This window comes from Cupriavidus sp. KB_39 (assembly GCF_052114485.1).
Taxonomy (GTDB): Bacteria; Pseudomonadota; Gammaproteobacteria; order Burkholderiales; family Burkholderiaceae; genus Cupriavidus.
This window is the reverse complement of sequence record NZ_JBFREV010000044.1, coordinates 12,952-31,569: the sequence shown is the minus strand read 5'-3', so window position 1 is coordinate 31,569 and position 18,618 is coordinate 12,952. Positions and strand designations below refer to the sequence as shown.

At 65.9% G+C, this 18,618-nt stretch carries 18 protein-coding genes; all 18 read left to right on the top strand.

Annotated elements, in window-relative coordinates; all coding sequences use genetic code 11:
• Positions 1-6: 6 nt before the first annotated feature.
• The 18 genes from AB4Z27_RS24990 (at position 7) to fabD (ending at position 18,564) form a co-directional block, all read left to right on the top strand.
• Positions 7-1,212, top strand: coding sequence for a beta-ketoacyl-[acyl-carrier-protein] synthase family protein (locus AB4Z27_RS24990; RefSeq protein WP_441645518.1), 1,206 nt, complete (start codon positions 7-9; stop codon positions 1,210-1,212).
• A 10-nt stretch (positions 1,213-1,222) separates the two neighbouring features.
• On the top strand, positions 1,223-2,350 hold the full coding sequence (locus AB4Z27_RS24985) for a beta-ketoacyl synthase N-terminal-like domain-containing protein (protein WP_441645517.1): 1,128 nt from the start codon (positions 1,223-1,225) through the stop codon (positions 2,348-2,350).
• Positions 2,347-3,486, top strand: a complete 1,140-nt coding sequence (locus tag AB4Z27_RS24980; RefSeq protein WP_092301760.1) for a beta-ketoacyl-[acyl-carrier-protein] synthase family protein — start codon at positions 2,347-2,349, stop codon at positions 3,484-3,486. Before AB4Z27_RS24985 ends, AB4Z27_RS24980 begins: the two co-directional genes overlap by 4 nt.
• Entirely contained in the window at positions 3,483-4,502 is a 1,020-nt protein-coding gene (locus AB4Z27_RS24975; protein WP_441645516.1) for a beta-ketoacyl synthase N-terminal-like domain-containing protein, read from the top strand. The genes AB4Z27_RS24980 and AB4Z27_RS24975 overlap by 4 nt, the downstream gene beginning before the upstream one ends.
• Positions 4,499-5,359 (top strand): alpha/beta fold hydrolase, encoded by an 861-nt coding sequence (locus AB4Z27_RS24970; protein ID WP_092301754.1) that lies wholly within the window; start codon positions 4,499-4,501, stop codon positions 5,357-5,359. Before AB4Z27_RS24975 ends, AB4Z27_RS24970 begins: the two co-directional genes overlap by 4 nt.
• Entirely contained in the window at positions 5,356-6,351 is a 996-nt protein-coding gene (locus AB4Z27_RS24965; RefSeq protein WP_092301751.1) for a hypothetical protein, read from the top strand. Before AB4Z27_RS24970 ends, AB4Z27_RS24965 begins: the two co-directional genes overlap by 4 nt.
• A 10-nt stretch (positions 6,352-6,361) precedes the next feature.
• Positions 6,362-7,057, top strand: coding sequence for a DsbA family protein (locus AB4Z27_RS24960; RefSeq protein ID WP_441645515.1), 696 nt, complete (start codon positions 6,362-6,364; stop codon positions 7,055-7,057).
• Positions 7,058-7,068: 11 nt separating this feature from the next.
• Positions 7,069-7,416 (top strand): hypothetical protein, encoded by a 348-nt coding sequence (locus AB4Z27_RS24955; RefSeq protein WP_441645514.1) that lies wholly within the window; start codon positions 7,069-7,071, stop codon positions 7,414-7,416.
• 1 nt (position 7,417) lies between these two features.
• Positions 7,418-7,837, top strand: coding sequence for a hypothetical protein (locus tag AB4Z27_RS24950; protein WP_092301743.1), 420 nt, complete (start codon positions 7,418-7,420; stop codon positions 7,835-7,837).
• Positions 7,834-8,250, top strand: coding sequence for a hypothetical protein (locus tag AB4Z27_RS24945; protein WP_441645513.1), 417 nt, complete (start codon positions 7,834-7,836; stop codon positions 8,248-8,250). Before AB4Z27_RS24950 ends, AB4Z27_RS24945 begins: the two co-directional genes overlap by 4 nt.
• A gap of 2 nt (positions 8,251-8,252) precedes the next feature.
• Complete coding sequence (locus AB4Z27_RS24940) at positions 8,253-9,086, top strand: beta-hydroxyacyl-ACP dehydratase (RefSeq protein ID WP_441593723.1); 834 nt, start codon at positions 8,253-8,255, stop codon at positions 9,084-9,086.
• A gap of 39 nt (positions 9,087-9,125) precedes the next feature.
• Positions 9,126-10,169 (top strand): 3-oxoacyl-[acyl-carrier-protein] synthase III C-terminal domain-containing protein, encoded by a 1,044-nt coding sequence (locus tag AB4Z27_RS24935; RefSeq protein ID WP_441593722.1) that lies wholly within the window; start codon positions 9,126-9,128, stop codon positions 10,167-10,169.
• Positions 10,170-10,213: 44 nt separating this feature from the next.
• Complete coding sequence (locus AB4Z27_RS24930) at positions 10,214-12,796, top strand: aminotransferase class III-fold pyridoxal phosphate-dependent enzyme (protein WP_441645512.1); 2,583 nt, start codon at positions 10,214-10,216, stop codon at positions 12,794-12,796.
• A 79-nt stretch (positions 12,797-12,875) separates the two neighbouring features.
• On the top strand, positions 12,876-15,161 hold the full coding sequence (locus AB4Z27_RS24925; RefSeq protein WP_441645511.1) for an efflux RND transporter permease subunit: 2,286 nt from the start codon (positions 12,876-12,878) through the stop codon (positions 15,159-15,161).
• Position 15,162: 1 nt separating this feature from the next.
• Positions 15,163-15,960 carry an outer membrane lipoprotein-sorting protein gene (locus AB4Z27_RS24920; protein WP_092301725.1) on the top strand — a complete coding sequence of 266 codons (798 nt, stop codon included), beginning with the start codon at positions 15,163-15,165 and terminating at the stop codon, positions 15,958-15,960.
• A gap of 64 nt (positions 15,961-16,024) precedes the next feature.
• Positions 16,025-17,131 carry a hypothetical protein gene (locus AB4Z27_RS24915; RefSeq protein WP_441645510.1) on the top strand — a complete coding sequence of 369 codons (1,107 nt, stop codon included), beginning with the start codon at positions 16,025-16,027 and terminating at the stop codon, positions 17,129-17,131.
• Positions 17,132-17,165: 34 nt separating this feature from the next.
• Positions 17,166-17,612, top strand: a complete 447-nt coding sequence (locus AB4Z27_RS24910) for a hypothetical protein (protein ID WP_092301721.1) — start codon at positions 17,166-17,168, stop codon at positions 17,610-17,612.
• A 13-nt stretch (positions 17,613-17,625) separates the two neighbouring features.
• Positions 17,626-18,564 (top strand): ACP S-malonyltransferase, encoded by a 939-nt coding sequence (gene fabD, locus AB4Z27_RS24905; protein WP_441645509.1) that lies wholly within the window; start codon positions 17,626-17,628, stop codon positions 18,562-18,564.
• Positions 18,565-18,618 lie beyond the last annotated feature (54 nt).

Below are 18,618 nucleotides of genomic sequence, written 5' to 3'. Positions count from 1 at the left end.
ATCATCATGCGACGTGTCGTCGTGACCGGCATTGGTGCCGTGAGCAGCATAGGTCTTGGCGTGAAGGCGTTCACCGACGCGCTCCGTGCCGGGGCGTGCGGCGTGTCCGAGATTCGCTCCTTCGACACGTCGGGCTTCGCCAGCCATCGCGGATGCGAAGTCCGGMATTTCGACCCCGCCACCTGGAYCGCCGGGATCGATCCGAGCACACTGGGCCGCAGTGCACAGTTCGCGGTCGCGGCGGCCGGCATGGCGATACGTGACAGCGGGATCGATACAGCCCAGCTCAAACAGGCCCGCTGCGGCGTGTCCATCGGGACGACCGACGGCGAATCGCAGGTGATCGACCAGCTCACCGAGCAGGCGGTACGCCATGGCTATGCCGGCATTGACCCCGCGCTGCTCCAGCAGGTGCCTTCGCACCACATCTCATTCGCGGTGGCGCGCGCGCTGGGCTTGCGCGGCGGCGCCATCACCCTCCCCACGGCATGCTCGGCCGGCAACTACGCCATCGGCTATGCCTATGACTGCATCGGGCTCGGGGATGCGGACGCCATGCTGTGCGGCGGCGCGGACTCGGTATGCCGCAAGACATTCGCCGGCTTCTACCGGCTGGGCACCATCGCGCCGCAGGTCTGCCAGCCATTCGACAAGGACCGCAAGGGCATCCTGACGGGCGAAGGGGCCGGTCTGCTTCTGCTCGAGTCGCTCGACAGCGCCCTGGCCCGTGGCGCGCGGATCTACGCCGAGGTCCTGGGCTACGGACTGACCTGCGACGCGGACCACATGGTGGCGCCGAATCGGGACAGCATCGTGCGCTGCATCCGGCTCGCACACCGTAACGCGGGCGTCAGCGCGGCGCAGATCCAGTACATCTGCGCCCACGGCACCGGCACCATCGCCAACGACATCACGGAATCCGGTGCCATCGCCGAGGTGTTCGGCGCCACCAAGCCGCCGGTTTCCTCCATCAAGTCGATGATCGGACACACCATGGGCGCCGCCAGCGCACTGGCCAGCATCGCCTGCGCGGTGGCCGTCCGGGACGGATTCCTGCCGCCGACCATCAACCATGGTGAGACGGACCCCCGCTGCCCGCTCGATTGCGTACCCAACCACTCGCGCGCCGCCGACCTGCGCGTGGTGCAGAACAACGGCTTTGCCTTCGGCGGCAACAACGCCATCACCGTGTACGCGAGGTACCCCCAATGAGGAGCAGCGCATGACCGCCCATGGCATCTCGATTGTTGGCTGGCAGGCGATATCGGCCCTGGGGGTGGGGGCGGATGCGTTGCGCACGGCCGACCCAACGGCACCCCCGGTGACTGAACTGCCGCAATCGACCGACCCGTATCCGCAGGACGTCGCCTATCGCCCGGCACACTTCGACGTCTCCGCACTGATTGGCGCCAAGGGAACCMGTTCYATCGACCGCACCACGGCGCTCGCGCTTTGCACGGCGCGCCTGCTGCATGGCGACCAGCCGCCTTATGAAGGGGAGCAAGCCGAACGAACCGGSTTCGTGCTGGGCACCAGTACCGGCAGTATCCGCAGCACCAGCGATTTCACGCGCGACTCGCTGGTCCAGGAGCGGCCATTCCTGGTCAATCCCGCCCACTTCCCGAACACCGTGATGAACTGCGCGGCGGGCCAGTGCGCCATTCGCTTCAAGGCGCGCGCGGTGAACGCAACCATCTCGGGAGGGCGGCTGTCCGGACTGCTCGCGCTGCAGTACGCCTCGCAGATGCTGCGCCGGGGCTATGCGGACCGGCTTCTGACAGGTGCCGTCGAGGAGCTTTGCGTGCARACGGCCTGGGCACATCGCGGCCTGATCCAGCTGGGCAAGCGGCAAGCCGTGCCCCTGGGCGAAGGCTGCGCGATGTTCTCGCTCGAGCGCACCACGCYGCAGCATGAAGGGGTGGCCATCCTGGCCTTGCGTTACGGGCGCTACAGCGAACCCGTCGAYGGCCCGGCCGGGGATCTGGCGCTGGACCACGCGGTGGAGGGCGCACTGGCCTGCATCGGCGAAGCCCTGACGCAAGCCGGCCTCGATGCGTCCGAGGTGGTCGCTTGTTGCCTGTGCGGCGCGGCCGAGCCTCGCATTGCCGACATCGAACGGCGCGCCATCGCGCGGCTGCCCGGCGCCAGCATGACCGTCCACCAGGCGGCGCTCGTCGATCGGTTCGGCGACACCTACAGCGCCACCTTCGTGCTCGCGCTCTGCCATCTGCTTGCCTGTCTCGAACAGGCCCCCGCCGGTGCGGCGGGCATGGTCCTGGCCACCACCGACGACGGGCACGCGGGCTGCCTCATCGTGCGCCGCGCGCCTGCGGCCAAGGAACTTCCATGACATATGCGATCACCGGCTCGGCCATGAAGACCAGCCTCGGCGAAGACAAATGCACGTGTTTCGAGAGCCTGTGCTCAGGGCACTCCGGCCGCAAGCGCCTGCAAGCATTTACCGCCGACCATTTCAACGTGCGCAACGCCTATGAGATTGACGACCGCCCCGGCGGCATCGACCGGGCGCTGCGCGCCACCGAACTGCTCTGCGATGCGGTACAGGCCGCCGTGCGGGAGGCCGCACTGCCGCCGGACGCCCGTTGCGTCGTCGTGGTGGGAACCGGCCTGCGGGAGCTACGCACGCTGGAACTGTTCTGGACGGTCGGCACGCCGATGACGATCGACCAGTTGCATTTCGAGCGCGCACTGAACCGAAGGCTGCACACCAGCTTTCCGGTCATCACGCTCGCCAATGCCTGCTCCGCCTCCAGCTTCGCACTCGCGGTTGCCGAGGACTTCCTGCGCGACGGCGCCTTCGACTTCGCGATCGTCGGCGGCTGCGACACCATCACGAAGAGCATGTTCGGCTTGCTGGATCGCGTGAATCCCTCGCACCCCGACGCAGTCCGGCCATTCGATCGAGACCGGCGCGGCGTACTGATGGGCGATGGCGCCGCCGCCGTCGTACTGGAATCCCGCGCGAGCGCCAACGCGCGCGGCGCGCCGGTGCTGGCAACGTTGCGGGCCGTCGGCACGAGCTGCGATGCGGCGCACGAGACGGCCCCRGATCCGGCGGGCATCGCCCGTGCCATCGAGGATGCCTACCAACGCGCCGGTCTGGCGCCGGAGGACATCGACATCATCATGGCCCACGGCACCGGTACGCCGCTCAACGACAAGGCCGAGGCCGAGGCCATGCAGCGCGTGATGCGGCAGCACGTCTCGCATCCACGTATCTGTGCGATGAAATCGATGACTGGGCATACCTCGGGGGCGTCGGGGCTGGTTGGCGTGGTCACGGCGATCGAAGCCATCGAGTGCGGCATGCTGCCGCCCACCGTCGGGCTCGAGCACCTGATGCCGGAGGCGCGCGCCATGAATATCGTCAACGAGGCCACCCCGGTCAATGCGCGGCTGGCCCAGGTGAATGCGTTCGGCTTCGGCGGCGTCAATGCCGTGGCCATCCTGGAGTGCGAATCATGAATCCCCGCACGCAGGCCATCCTCATCTCGGGTCATGGCTGGGAGATCCCGGCCTTCTCCGCCCACGACAGCCTCGCGGAGGGGTTGCGGGCCGGTCCCGCCGCGCCGCATTTCACGCCCGAGCGACTGCTGGGCARGAAGGGGCTTCGCTACAAGGAGCGCTCCACGTTGCTGGCCCTCTGCGCAGCATCCAAGGCGCTGGCCGACGCCGGCTTCGTGAAGGCGGACACCGTGTCCTTGCACGATGACGGGTTCGGTGTGGTGGTCGCTACCAACACGTGCAATCTGGATACGGTCTGCCAGGCAGCGGAGACCATCCATCGCCAGCACGTCAATGCCACCAGCGCAATGGATCTACCCAACGCCTCCAGCAATGTCGTCTCGGCCGCCATCGCCATTCGCTTCGGACTGCGTGCGCTCAACCTCACCGTCTGTACCGGGGCTTCGTCGTCGCTCGATGCCATCGTGCTGGCCGCCAATGCCATCCGCAACGGCCGCGCCCGGCGCATGGTGGTTGTCGCGGTGGAAGTGGATGGCCCGGCGGCGCGCAGCCTGCTGGCCGGCCGCCGGCTTGCCGAAGGCGGCGGGCTGCCCGCCTTGCTGGAAGGCGCAGGCGCCTTGGTGCTCGAGCGGACCGATGATGCCAACGCCCGTGGCGCACGCCACCATGGTGCCCTGGCCGGCTACGCCTATTGCCATGCCGATGCGGCACGTTCGCCCGCCCTGGACGCCCTGCTGACCGATCATGCGAGCAAGCCTTGTTACGTCGCCGGCGACAGCTTTGCCGCCCACGCGGTCACCGCACTCCATCAGCGCGAGGGCGCGCAGCGCGATCTCGGCATATTGTCCGGCCCGGCCTATGGGGCCGGCACGCTGTATGCGCTGATCCATCATTGCGAACAGGCACGCGCCGCGGAGCCGGAGTCGGCTCGCGGGGCGGTCGTCCTCGGCGGTGGCAGCTGGGGGGACCGCCGCGCCGGAGCCATCGTCATTGAAGCGGGCGGCGTCGGGCAATGACGACGCTGCTGGCATCACTGGGCGGCTACACGCTTCAGGCGCGGGTGTGTGGGCCCGTCGGCGCCCCGCTGGCCGTGCTGGTCCACGGGATGATGGAAGCAGGCAGCGTCTGGGAACCGCTGCTGCCGCGCCTGGCCGCCACGCATCGGTGCGTCGTGCTGGACCTGCCCTGGAACGGGTTGCAGTCTGGCCTCTGGGGCCGGGTGCTGCCACCCGAGCGGTGGTTATCCGCTGCGCTTGAGCGCTTTCAACTGTGCCCGGACGTCTGGATTGCCCACTCGTTCGGCGCCAACACCGTGCTGACGCTGCTTGCCCAGCACCCGGCCACACCCGGGGCCACCGCGCCCGCCGCGCTGGTCTCGCCGTTCTACAAGGCGTTACACCGGGAGGTGACCTGGTCCCTGTTCCAGCAGCACGTCAACGCATTCCCGGATTTTGTCCAACAGAGCATCCGCGCCCGCACCGCGCGCCCGCTGGCGCCGGACGTCCTGCAGCGCATGACACGCACTGCCTGCGAGCACTTCGGTTGCTACGTCTGGACCGAGTTCTGGCGCCTGTACTCCGGGATGCCCTTCCTTCCCCTGCACGAGGTGCGCCAGCCACTTCTCGTGTTGGCCGGCGGCGATGACCAGTTTGCGCGATTGCCCGACGTCCGCGCGATGGTCGACACCCTGCCGGCAGGCCGGCTCCGTGTCTTTCGCGATGCCGGCCATTTTCTGCTGAACGATCTCCGGCACGACGCTGTCGGCGCCATCGCGCAGTTCCTGCAGGTGCGCGGCGATCCAATGCCGGCCACGCCTCGCCAGACTTGTGCTGGCGCCACCCCTTCCTTCCACTCCACGGAATCCACGCCATGACCTTGCATCACTCCGACACGACTGGCTTCGACCGCACCCACACCAAGGTCCGGCCCCGCTTCGAAGGCTGCAACATCTGCACCTGGATCGGCTTCAAGCACGTCATGTATTGCATCGAGGAAGCCGTTGTCGATCATTTCCGCGCGCACGGCTTCGGACCGCGCGAACTCTATGAGCAGAAAGGTCTCTGTCTCGAGATCGTCGATTCGAGCGTACGGATCCTCCATGCGCTTCACATTGACGATACGGTAGATATCGAGGTCGTGCCGTCGCCGAAGGCACCGGACGGGGTGCTGCGCGTCGCCGTGACACTGACGGTGCCGCGCGACGGCAAACCATTGAAGGCCGTCACCGGTTACGTGGACGTGCTGTTCCGCCTGGACGACAGCGTCGTAACCCCACAGCCAGCCAGCGGGGAGCCGCGCCTCGCGCCATACACCTGTACCCGGATCCGGCGAGGGCCGCAGCGCTCCATTCCCGATGCCGGCCTGGCCACGGCGCGCCAGGCCGGTAACCCGCCGCTGGACGTGCGTCGCGCGCTGGCTGCCGATGAAGGCAACCGCTTCGTCTGGCAATGGCGGGTGCCCTATTTCTACTGCCACTTCAACGATCGCCTCCAGCATTCGGGCTACCTGAGACTGATGGAGGAGGTGCTGGATCTCTTTGTCGCCGAGCGTGGAATCTCCATCCGCACATTGCTGGAGAACAAGAAGTGGATTCCCGTCGTACCGCAGGCGAGCCTCCAGATCCTCGACGAAGCGATGATGGAGGAGACCATCCACACCGTCTTCACCGTCGAGGATATTTTCAAGGACACCACCTATCGGTCGCGCATGGATTGCTATGTCGAACGGCATGGCGGACTGGTTCATACGGCGACTGGCCTGATCACCCACGGCTACGCGGTGGTCGAGAACCGCCGTGACTGGTCGCTCGTGACCTTCGACGCCGAGGTCTCGGCCGCCCTGCGCGGCAGGCAGTGCGCGGACTGAAGGAGGCGGCATGCAGGCAGCACATCCCGTCTTCTATTTCTCGCTGCGCAGCCCCTACTCGTGGCTGGCCTTGCACGATCTCAGGCAGACACGGCCCGATCTTCTCGCCGCCGTCCAACTGGTGCCTTTCTGGGAGCCGGACGCGGACTACCAGGCGCAACTGAGCATGGTCGGCAGCACGTTCCTGTATCACCCGATGTCGCGCGAGAAGCATCTCTACATCCTCGCCGATGTGCGGCGCCTTGCGGCGCGGCGCGGGCTCCGGCCGRTGTGGCCACTGGATCGCGCGCCGCGCTGGGAGGTGCCGCACCTCGCATGGATCGTCGCCGACATGCACGGGCAGGGGCTGGCCTTCCTCGAGCGGGTCACGCTGGCGCGCTGGCAGGAAGGCGCGGACATCTGCGATCCCGACGTCATCGCACGGCTGGGCAGTGCGCTGGGGCTGGACCCCAACGCGCTCTCGTCGGCCCACACGGATGCAGCCGTCCGGGAGGTCGGACTGACCCGGCTGCAGGACTGCATCCACACGGGCGTGTTCGGCGTGCCGTTCTTCACTGTCGGCAGGGAGAAGTTCTGGGGCGTCGATCGCCTCCGGGACTTCATGGCCGCCGCCACGGGCATGCCTGCCATCGATCTGTCCGACCCGTTGTGCAGCGAGGACAGCCCGCCGGCGGCAATCCTCGACCATGCCGGCGGCTGCGGCTAGGAGCATTCGTCATGGAAGCAACCCCTACCGTTACCGTCCTGCTCATCGAGACGCACTCCCCCGCAAACCCCGGCGGCACGGAGTGCATCCGCCTGGCCGAGGCGCTGCTGAAAGCCGGCGATTCGGTGCAGTTGCACCTGATGCAGGACGGCGCGACCTGGCTGCAGCAGGACCCGGACACGATCCGCACACTCAGCCGCCGGCATGRCGGGCAATTGCGCATCACGGTGGACGATGTCTCGCTGGCCCTGCGCGGCGTGGCGGCGACGGTCAGCCGTGGCGTTGCCACCGTCATCGATGCAGACACCCTCGTGCGCGCTATCTGCGAGCCGTCGACCAAGACCATCTGGCACTCCTGACATGACCGCATCTCTCCCCCCGGACGCCGCGCCGGGCTCCGTCTTCTTCGGCATGATGGGCACACCGTTCCGGTCCGAGACCGTGACCTCCCTGTTCCGGATGGTGGATGCGGCCTTGCGGCAGGGCCGTCACGTCACTGTGTGGAACTGCGGCCACGCAACCGGGCTGTCGCAGATCTCGCTGTGCCGCCCACCGGACCTCTTCGCGCCGGACGCACCGGCGGGCACGACAACCGCCACATTGGTCCAGACGCTGAAGCGTCGCTACGGCGACCAGCTTGAGTGGCTGGTATGCCGCTATTGCATGGAAGAGCGCGGCAACACCCAGCAGATCCCCGAGGCGATGGTGAAGATTCCCTTCAGCTTCCAGCACTACCTCAGCGCTGCAGACAGCGCGATGGTCCTCGGAGTCAAGTCATGACGGCCACCGCCGGCCGGGGCAGGCGCCGCTCCCGCAGTTCACTCGCCATTGTCGAGCAAGCCTATCGCGGCAGTCTGGAGGAGCAGTACGGGCACATCGTATGGCTGAGCCGGGTCATGCGGCAGATGGGGGCCGACCATGCCCTCCTGCTCAAGGCCGATACCGTGTTGTTCGCGCGACGCGACCAGCCGGCGCCGTTGTTGACGTTGGGTGGCCTGACGATAGACGGACTTTCCCACCACGAGTCCGGCGTCGCCGCGTTGGTCGCCGCCAACGTCCCGGTGTACGCATGGCGACCCGACCTGCACCGCCTGCGTCTTTCTCCTGCGGACCTCATCGACGGCGTCGAGTCCGTCGACGAGGCGGACATGCCGACCCTCATTCATCACTTCAACARCGTCTGGTACTGGTGACGATGCCACCCTCCTCCCCTTCCGCCACACTGGGCGAAGCGCTGCTGGTCAGCGGCACGGACCTTTTCGCGCTGGGGCACTATCCCGGTGCCCCGATCTATCCCGGCGTCCTGCTGCTGGACCAGTTGCTCGTCCTGGCGGAACGCCTCGCCACGCGCACGGCGGGGCATCCCATGCGCGTCCGGACGATGGCGCGGGTGCAGTACCTCGACGCGATCCTGCCCGGTGACGTCGTCAACCTCGAGGCAACTGTCCGGACGTCCGGGCCGGACGGACTCTCCCTGGCAGCCACCGCGAGTGTTCGCGGCAAGCCTTGTGCGCGGGCCAGCTTCGCCTGTGGCGCGCCGTGTGCCGCCATCGAACATCCTGCCGTGGCGCCGTCTCAGGCGCCACCGGTCCTGACACACCGCCAGGTCGCGGCACTGCTGCCGCATCGCTACCCCTTCCTGTTGGTCGATGCGGTCCAGAGCTACACCGCCGGCGCCCAGATCTGCGCGTGCAAACTCGCTACCCGCCAATCACCGCTGTTCGCCGCACAGGCACCGGCCGTGTACCCGGCGGGGTTGGCTATCGAATCCCTCGGGCAAGCCGGCATCGCGCTCTTCTTCCTTGGCCAGGCCGGCGGGGCACCGAGGGAGGTGGTACTCGGCGCCATGACCGGCATCGAACTGATCCACGACGTGCCCTTCGACTCCGTGCTGACGCTGGACGCCCGGATAGACCGGCTACTGCCCAATGCGGTGGTGTTCGGTGGTGAAGTCCGTATTGGCCCCACGCCGGTGATTCGCGTCGGCAGCCTGGTCGCGATGATCGACCCGCGTCACGCGCCGACATGACCCCCTTTTCCCGACCGCGCTCACCAGGAGGCCCCAACCATGCGCATCGATGGCATTTCCTTTCTTCCGGCATCCCGCAGGATGGACAACGAGGCCGTGCTGGATGAGATCCGCCGTCACAGCACACCCGGATTCGACGGCAACGTCGAGCACGCGCTTACCTACATCCGCTGGAAGCTCAATGAAACGCAGGCGAAGACGCGCTACTGGTTCGACGAGGGCGAGCGGCCGCTGGACCACATGGTCCGTGCCGCCGAACAGGCGATGGCGCAGGCCGGCTGCGGCCCGGATGACGTGGATCTGCTGATCTACGCGGGCAACACCCGGGGCTTCATCGAGCCCGGCGATGCGTACTTCGTTGCGGACGCGCTGGGCATGGACAGCGTGGACTGCTTCGACATCGTCGACGCCTGCATGGCKTGGACGCGCGCGTGCGACGTGGCGCAGAGCCATTTCCTGTCCGGMCGTTACCGCACCGCACTAATCGTCAATGCCGAGTCGTACTACGTACCGGGCGGCGTCTCGTATCCGAGCAACTTCACGCTGGGTTCCCTGCGCGACATCGCGCACTGTTTCTCCGCTTACTGCGGGGGGGACGGGGCAACCGCCACGCTGCTGCGCGCCGATACAGAACAACCCTGGGTCTTTCACTACCTGTCGACGAAGCGGGGCGTCGATCTCTGCACCATTCCGCTGCCRGGCCACCTCGGGCGCGCCCGGCCCAGCGAGCGCATCGGCCTCAATGGCCTTGGCGCCTTCACATCCTTCAGCTCGCTGGTCTTCGGCTATAGCCAGCACATGACGGACTCGCTGAAACTGCTTGCGCCCTATCGCGACAGCATCCGCCTGCTTTTTCCGCATACCGGCGGCTCTGTCCCCGCATTCCAGGGCTGGGCGGACGAGGCCGGGTTCGGGCACTGCATCCGCCACATCTTTCCGGACTACGGCAACGTGGGCGCGTGCTCCATTCCCGCCGCCATTGCCCTGCACGCGGGCGATGGGTCGCTGGCACGCGGCGACCGGATCGGATTCTGGATCGGCAGCGCCGGCATGTCATTCGCATCCTCGACGTTCATCTACTAGATCGGAGCCCGACCATGCTCTACGCCATGACCCTGCTGCCTTCGATGGCCTGGTTCGCCGCCTCGTACCGGCTTCGCGCCGCACGCCGCCCTCCCGCCGACCGGGCCAGCCTGCTTGGCGAATGCATCGCCCGCTTCTGCATCGCCTCGGGCCCGCTGTACATCAAGATCGGGCAGATCCTCTCGACCCGCTCCGACCTGTTCGGGCCTGACACCATCGCCGCGCTGCAACGGCTGCAGGACGATGTCCCGGCAGCTGACGAGCCGGCCGTGCGAAAGCTCCTCGCCGAGGCGTTCGGCAGCGGGTATGAATCCGTCTTCGAATCCTTCAACTATGTTCCGCTTGCCAGCGCGTCCATTGCGCAAGTCCATGAAGTGCGGCTCGAGGGTGGCGAGCGCGCGGCGGTGAAGCTGGTCAAGCCTGGCGTCTCGCGCCGCCTGCGCAAGAGCCTGCGATCGATTGCCCGGCTCGCGGCACTGGCACATGCCATGGTGCCCTCGTTGCGCCATTTCAACATGCCGGTACGCGTGGCCGAGTTGCGCGAGTTACTGCTGCCACAGGTCGACATGGAGGTGGAGGCGCGCAACATGACGGCGCTCGCGCGGAATTTCGCCAATCACCCCTTTGTCATCATCCCACGGGTGCACACCGCACTGACCCGCCGGAGCGTGCTGACCATGGAATATATGGAGGGCATTCCGGGCCGGGACTTCGAACGAGTGGGCATCCCCCGGGCGCAACTGGCGCGCCGCTTCCAGGATGCCATCTACACCATGCTCTACATGCATGGCGTCGCCCATGGCGACCCCCATCCCGGCAACGTGCGTTTCACGGCGGACGGCAAGATCATCTTTCTCGACTTCGGCATCACGGTCTACGTGACGGAGGCAGAGAAATGGGGATTGGCGTCGTTCTTCTTCGCGTCGATCCGGCATGAATGGGACCTCGCCACCACCCGCTTCCTGAGTCACTTCGTCGTAGACAAGGAGGCTGTGCGTGACCATCGCCAGTTCTTCGAGGACGTCAAGGCGGTGATCCTGCGGCACTTCTACGAGATCGCGGATCAGTGGAAGACCGACGAGTTCTTCTGGGACATCAGCCAGGCACTGCGCCGCCACGGTGCCAACTACACCCCGAACTTCACCAAGGTCGAATTGACGTTAACCACCTGCGAGGGCTTCGGCAAGCAGATCGATCCGGACATCGACGTCTGGGCCAATTCCCGACGGTTCTCGGACAAATACTCGCCCTACATGAATGACGATGTGCGCCAGCGCTTCGACGGCCATTTCCACCGGGCAACGCCAAAGACACTGGCGATGCGTGACGACGCGCAGCGGTTCATGATCGCGTCCATCCACATGAACCGTTACTTCTTCCCCTGCACCTATCCGATGTTCGCGCGCCGGGCCCAGGGATGCCAGATCGAAGACGTCGACGGCAATCGCTATATCGATCTCACCGGTGGCTACGGGCCGCACATCCTCGGCTACGCGCATCCGGCAATTGTCGCCGCACAGCAGGCGGCCATGGCGGACGGTTGCCTGAACGCTGTCGGCAACCCGTCGGAGGTTGAACTTACCCGGCTGCTGGTGGATGCGTTCCCGGGTAGCGGTTACGCCTGCCTCTCGAATTCGGGAACGGAGGCCGTCATCCAGGCGCTGCGCATTTGCCGCGCCTACCGGCAACGCGGAAAGGTGGCGAAATGCGAGGGCCAGTACCACGGCTTCTCCGACCAGGCCATGGTCAGCTCGTGGTTTCAGCAACGCGGRCCGGTAGAGCGGCCCGAGCCGGTKGCAGGCTGTCCCGGCACCCCGGACGAAACGGTGAACAACACCGTTGTCCTCCAGTACGGCCATCCAGAAAGTCTGCGCGTGCTGCGCGAGCGTGCCGAGGAAATCGACTGCGTCATTCTCGAACCCCTGCCGTTTTCCGTGGGGAGGCTCGACACCGAATTCCTCCARCAATTGCGTGCGGCCTGCTCCGAGCTCGACATCCCGCTGGTGTTCGATGAGGTCGTGAGCGGCTTCCGCGTCTGCTACGGCGGCGCCCAAACCCTGGCGAACGTCACGCCGGACCTGACGGTACTGGGCAAGATCATTGGCGGCGGCATGCCGTGCGGCGCCGTGGTGGGGAGCCGGAAGCTGATGGAGATCGCCCGCAGTACYGCCGACCCCTTCCGCGACTACGAGACGCGGGTCTTCCTGGGCGGCACCATGAGCGGCAACTCATTGAGCGCCGCGTCTGGCGCCGCGATGCTGACATATCTCCGCGACCATCCCGAGGTCTATCAGACGCTGCATGCGAAGAGTGAATGGCTGCTCGAGCAGCTGACAAGCATCGCCCGCGCGCTGCAAGTGCCGGCCCGCATCAARTCCATGCGCTCGATCTTCACGGTGAGCTTTTCGCATCGGGAAACGCGCTTCTATCGCGAGATCCAGGGCGGCAGCGACTACAAGGCCAGCATCGCACTGGCCTATTACATGCGCACGCATGGCGTCTATATGCCGGAGCTGCACTTTCTCGCCCTGAGCGACGCCCACATGCCCGCCGATCTGGAACAGGTCTGCGAGGCGTTCCGCCAATCACTCACCGAGATGAAACGCGATGGCTTCTTCGTCGACTGAACCCCGCCTGCGCGACCCGGACGCGTCCCATCACGCCTTGGCCATACGCTATGCAGCATGGCTGGTCAGGCGGCGATGGATGGTGATCGTCGCGACGGTGCTACTTTGCGTGGCGGCCAGTGCGGGACTCGAGCGCATCGCCTTCAGCAGTGACTATCGCGATTTCTTCCGTTCGGACGATCCGCAACTGCTCGCCAATCAGGCACTCCARGACGCCTATGCAGACGACAACCAGGCGCTGGTGGCCTTTGTCCCCCGAGACGGGACGGTGTTTACGCCTCGCGCGCTGGACGCAATGGCGCGCTTCACCGAACTGGCATGGCAGCTGCCCCATGTGCGACGCGTGGACAGTCTCACGAACCATCAGCATGCCGAAGCCCACGACGATGACCTCCGGGTGCGCCCCCTATACCAGCCGGGGACGGGCCAGACACCCGAAGCGATCGCGGCCATCCGCGCCATCGCACTCAGCGAGCCGCTATTGGTAAAGCGGTTGGTCTCGCCCGATGGGTCTGTGGCGGGAATCAGTATCAGCTTCACACTCCCCGCGCCAACGGAGACAGCCTTGCCGGAGGCCGTGCATGCACTGCGCGCCCTGATGGATCAGGCGCGCGCGCTGGACCCCGATATCCGCGTTATGGCCACGGGCGGCATATTGCTCGACAACGCCTTCGACGAGGAAGCGAAGGCCGACCTGGCCACGCTGACGCCACTGATGTACGCGCTGATTCTCGTCGTCATGTTCGTGGCGTTGCGCAGTGCGTGCGGCGTGGCGGCTGCGTTGCTGACGATGACGTTGGCGATCTTCGCCGCGCTCGGCATGGTCGGCTGGCTTGGCGTCAAGCTCACGGCCATCTCCGTCTCYACGCCGACCATCCTCACCACCATCGCCGTCGCGAATTGCTTGCACGTAATTGTCTACACGATCCGGCGGATGGGGGCCGGCGCGTCACGGCATGAGGCCGTACGGGATGCCGTGGCAGCAAACGCCCCCATCATGCTGGTGGCCTGTGGCACGGACGCGCTCGGCTTCTTCAGCATGTGCCTGTCGGACGTTCCACCGGTCGCCAACTTCGGCGTGATGCTGGGCATTGGTGCCATCGTGGTGCTGCTGTTGTCAGCGTCGTTCCTCCCGGCGTGCCTGGCCGTGCTGCCGATCTCCGGGCAGCAGCGGATGCTGCGGCAGGGGCATGCCATCGGCCGCATGGCGGGCGCCGTGGTGGCGTGGCGAAAGCCGGTGTTCATCGGGGTGGCGCTGCTCAACCTCGCTGCCGCCTGGTTCGTCACGCGCAATCAACTCGAGGACAATTTCGTCGACTATTTCAGTCCGGCCGTCGAGTTCCGCCGCGATRCGGACTTCATCCAGTCGCATCTATCCGGCGTCCATACCGTGTACTACGCGGTGCCGTCAGGTGTCGGGGGTACGGTGGGTTCGGCCGCGTACCTGCGGGATCTGGACAGGCTTGCCGACTGGCTACGCGCGCAGCCCGAAGTCTTCCAGGTCAGCTCGCTCGCCGACGTGGTCAAGCGCGTTCACCGCACGCTGCATGGCGATGCGTCGACCGCATATCGCGTGCCTGATGATGACATGGCGGCGGCCCAGGTATTACTCGTGTACGAGCTGTCCCTGCCACCCGGGCTGGATCTGAACGATCAGATTCGGATCGACCGCTCGGCCAGCAAGCTGACCGTGGTCCTGCGCGACATCACGTCCACGGCATTGGTGGCCTTCGACCAGCGCGTGCAGGCGTGGATGCGCGCAAACCTGCCGGCCGGCATGCAGGCGTCTGGCGCTGGGCCGTCCATCATGTTCTCGCATATCGGCGAGATGAATGTCGCCGGTACGCTRCAGGGGTATGTGCTGCAGATCCTGCTCGTTTCCGTCGTCATCGGGCTGGTGTTGCGCAGTGTCCGACTGGGCTTCGCCAGCCTGCTTCCGAACGTCCTGCCGTCCTTGATGGCTTTCGGGCTTTGGGGAGCGTTTGTCGGRCAAGTCGGCCTGTCGGTGGCGGTGGTGGGGGTGCTGACCTACGGGATCATCGTCGACGACACGATACACAGCGTCTTCAAGTACCACCGCGCCCGCACGGTGCTGGGTCTGTCACCCCGGGCGGCGGTGGAGAACGCGTACAGCATTTCCGGCATGGCGGTGCTGTTCACCACTTCGGTCCTGGTGGCCGGCTTCGGCGTACTGATCTTCTCGCACTTCGACCTGAACGCCGACATGGGAATCATGTCCGTGCTGACGATCGCGATTGCCGCCATCGTGGACCTTGTGCTGCTGCCGCCATTGCTATTTGCCATCGACCGGGACACCCCGAAGCCGGCTTCCGCCCCCCACTCCCAACCGTTGAAAGGCATTTGACATGATGAAGCTCCGGATGCGCCTTGTGGCGCTTGTGTTCTGTCTGATCGCGGTATCGCCCGTGGCTGCGGCGGCGGAAGACGCCACCCGCGGCGAAGCCATCGTCGCGGAGATGTACGCGCGCGAACGCGGGTTCAGCAGCTATCGCATGGATATGGAAATGATCCTGCGTGACCGGCATGGCCAGCAAAGCGTGCGCAAGATGCGTGGCGCCGTGCTCGAGACGGACGGCGACGGTGACAAGCACCTGATGCTGTTCGAGTCTCCGGCCGACATCCGGCACACGGCTTTCCTGAGTTTTGCGCATGCCGATAAGCCCGACGATCAGTGGCTATACCTGCCGGCCCTGAAGCGCACGCGGCGCATCGCCTCGGACAGCAAGTCGGGCTCGTTCATGGGCAGCGAGTTCTCGTTCGAAGACCTGACCTCGCAGTTGCCGCGCAAGTTCAGCCACCGCTATCTGGGCGACGAAGACACCGGCGGGACACCGTGCTTCAAGGTCGAGCGCACGCCCCGCTACGAGGGCTCCGGCTATACGAAGCAGGTGCTGTGGATCGACCGCGAGCGGTACGTGACATTGAAAGCGGAACTGTACGACCGTCGCGGGGCCTTGCAGAARACGCTGGAGAGCGGCGACTTTGCCGCCTACGGACAGCAGTTGCTAAAGCCAGGGTGGATGAACATGGTGAACCATCAGACCGGCAAGTCGACCCGCATCAGTATGTCCGGCTACAAGTTCCGGGATGGCGGCGTCGACAAGCGGGATTTCGAGCCGCAGCGGCTGGAGTATGTTCGCTAAACGGGGATGCGTCCGTTGGCTCGCTACCCTGTGTCTCGTCTGGCATGCGGGCACTGGCCACGCGATGCCAGTCGTCGAGACAAGCGGGAGTATCGGTCCGGAAGTCTGGCTGTTCAATCGCCCCCCCGCATTTCAGGCACAGCACCAACATGCCGCGGCCTTGGTCCTCAATCTCGGCTGGATTGTCACACACCCCATGTACCCGGGCGTCACCGGCCGGCTGACCCCTTACGTCCGCCTGGACGTTTCCGATCCGGACATGCGTTACTTCGATTTTCGCGAAGCCACCGTCCGTGCCGAGCGCGGCGACAACCTCTGGCAAGCCGGGATGGAGACATTGGACTGGAGCGTGATGGAGTCACGCCATCCGGTCAACATCATCAACCAGATCGATACCCGCGCGGACATCGATCTGGAGGCCAAGCTCGGCCAGCCGATGCTGTCTTACACCCGCTTCAGCGAGGCGTACGGACGTCTCGCCGTGTACTGGATGCCGTGGTTCCGGCCCCGCCCCCAACTGGGCCTTCGAAGCCGGCAACGCATGGGGCCGCTGGCACCGGAGGCCCCCTCCCACGGCCTGGCGCCCTGGCAGCGGACCAACGATATCGCCGTACGCTGGTCGGGGACCATCGCGGATGCCGACGTCGGTGCCTACTACTTCGATGGCTTGTCACGCGAGCCCACCATCGCCYCCGACTTGACGACGGCYTACCAGCGCATCCGACAGTTGGGGGTGACCGGTGTGTTGCCCGCTGGCAGCATGCTGTGGAAGGGCGAGGCGATCTTTCGTTGGGGGCAGGGTGCGCCTTTCGGTGCCTACATCGTCGGTGCGGAATACACATTCGCCAGGCCCGACGGCGACCTTTCACTGCTGTTCGAATACCTGCGCGACCACCGCGACGCCAGCGCGCCGTTCACGCCGTTCACACACGGCCCCTTCGCCGGCGTGCGTATTCGCCTCAACGAGTCCGGTGATGCGGAACTGCAATACGGCGTGCTGCACGACCGTGCGACCCGCATCCTGATGCACAAACTCGAGTTCAGCCGTCGGTTCGGCAAATCCGCGCGGCTGCGTCTGGTAGCCCGTAAGGCGAGTTGCAACGGCGACAGCGTTTTTGAGGCGCTGTGTCGCGACAGCATGTTGCAGGTCAATCTGACCCACAACTTTTAGCCCTACGCTTTTGATCCCAACCCTATCCGAGGTCATGATGATCACGCCAATTCTCGCCACTTCCGCCGCAGCTTGCAGCGCGCTTGTCGCCTTCCTGCATATCTACATCATCGCCAAAGGGCCGCAGGCGTACCGTGCCTTCGGCGCCGGCGAGGCCCTCGCAGGCATGGCGGAGCGCGGCTCCTGGGTGCCGGGATTGCTGACAGCGGGCATCACGGGGGTGTTCTTCGTCTTTGCTGCCTACTATGCGGCGGCGGCCGGGTTGCTGCCGACGCTCCCCCAGATGCGCATTGCGGTGATCGGCATTGCAGCAATCTATACGCTGCGGGGCGGCCTCATCGTAGTGGGATGGGTGCTCCGGCAACCCCTGTCCACGTTCGACATCCAATCCTCGTTCGCATCTCTGGCTATCGGGCTCCTTCACTGCGCGGCCGCCTGGTGCTGGCTCGCAGCGACCGATGCTGTCGAGACGGCGCGCTAAAGGGGCGTCGGCAATGATTCGCATCGTTCCCGCCTGCGTGTTTCCTGGTCAGGGGTCGCAATCCGTCGGCATGCTTTCCGCGTGGCGGGGTGAGCGTGTGTTCGTCGAGACGATCGACGAAGCCTCGGATGTGCTTGATCTGGACCTCTGGCACCTTAGCCAGCATGCCGATCCAGCGGAACTCGCCCGCACGGTCAACACGCAGCCATTGGTGGTGGCGGCGTCGATCGCGATCTATCGCACCTGGCGGGCCCAGTCTCCAGTAGACGTGCCATGGGCAATCGGACACAGTGTTGGGGAAATTTCAGCGCTGGTTGCCGCCGGTGCCCTGGCGCTGCCGGATGCCCTGCACATCGCGCGCCAACGGGCGCTGGCGATGATGGCGGCGGTGGCGCCCGGGGTTGGGGGCATGGCAGCGGTCATCGGTCTCGATGACCTGACAGTGGAACGACTCTGTTCCGCCTGCGCCGGAGGTGGCGGCGTACTTGAGCCGGTGAATTTCAATGCGCCCGGGCAAGTGGTGGTGGCCGGCCATATGCCGGCCATCGAGCGTCTCAAGRTGGCCGCCCGGGAGGCCGGCGCAAAGATGGTGTTCGTGCTGCCAGTCAGTGGCCCGTTCCATAGCTCGCTGATGCAGCCAGCGGCGGAGGCGCTCGCCCGGTGCCTCGACGACATCCGCGTCACGGCCCCTTCGTTGCGCGTGCTGCACGGCAATAGCCTTGAAGTCGCCACGGAGGCGTCGATCAAGCCGGCGCTGGTGGCGCAACTGACTGCCCCGGTGCGCTGGACGGCAATGGTTCGGCACCTCGAGGCCGACGGCGTCACGCACATCGTGGAATCAGGACCCGGGGAGGTATTGACGAATCTGTGCCGGCGCGTCGCTCCCGCGTTGTCCGTACTGCCCCTGCATCTGCCCCAAGGCATGGAGGCCGCCGTGCTGGCCCTGTCGTGAGCAGTCAATGGCTGCGGATCGCGCAGACGAAAAAAAACCCGGCTCGAAAGCCGG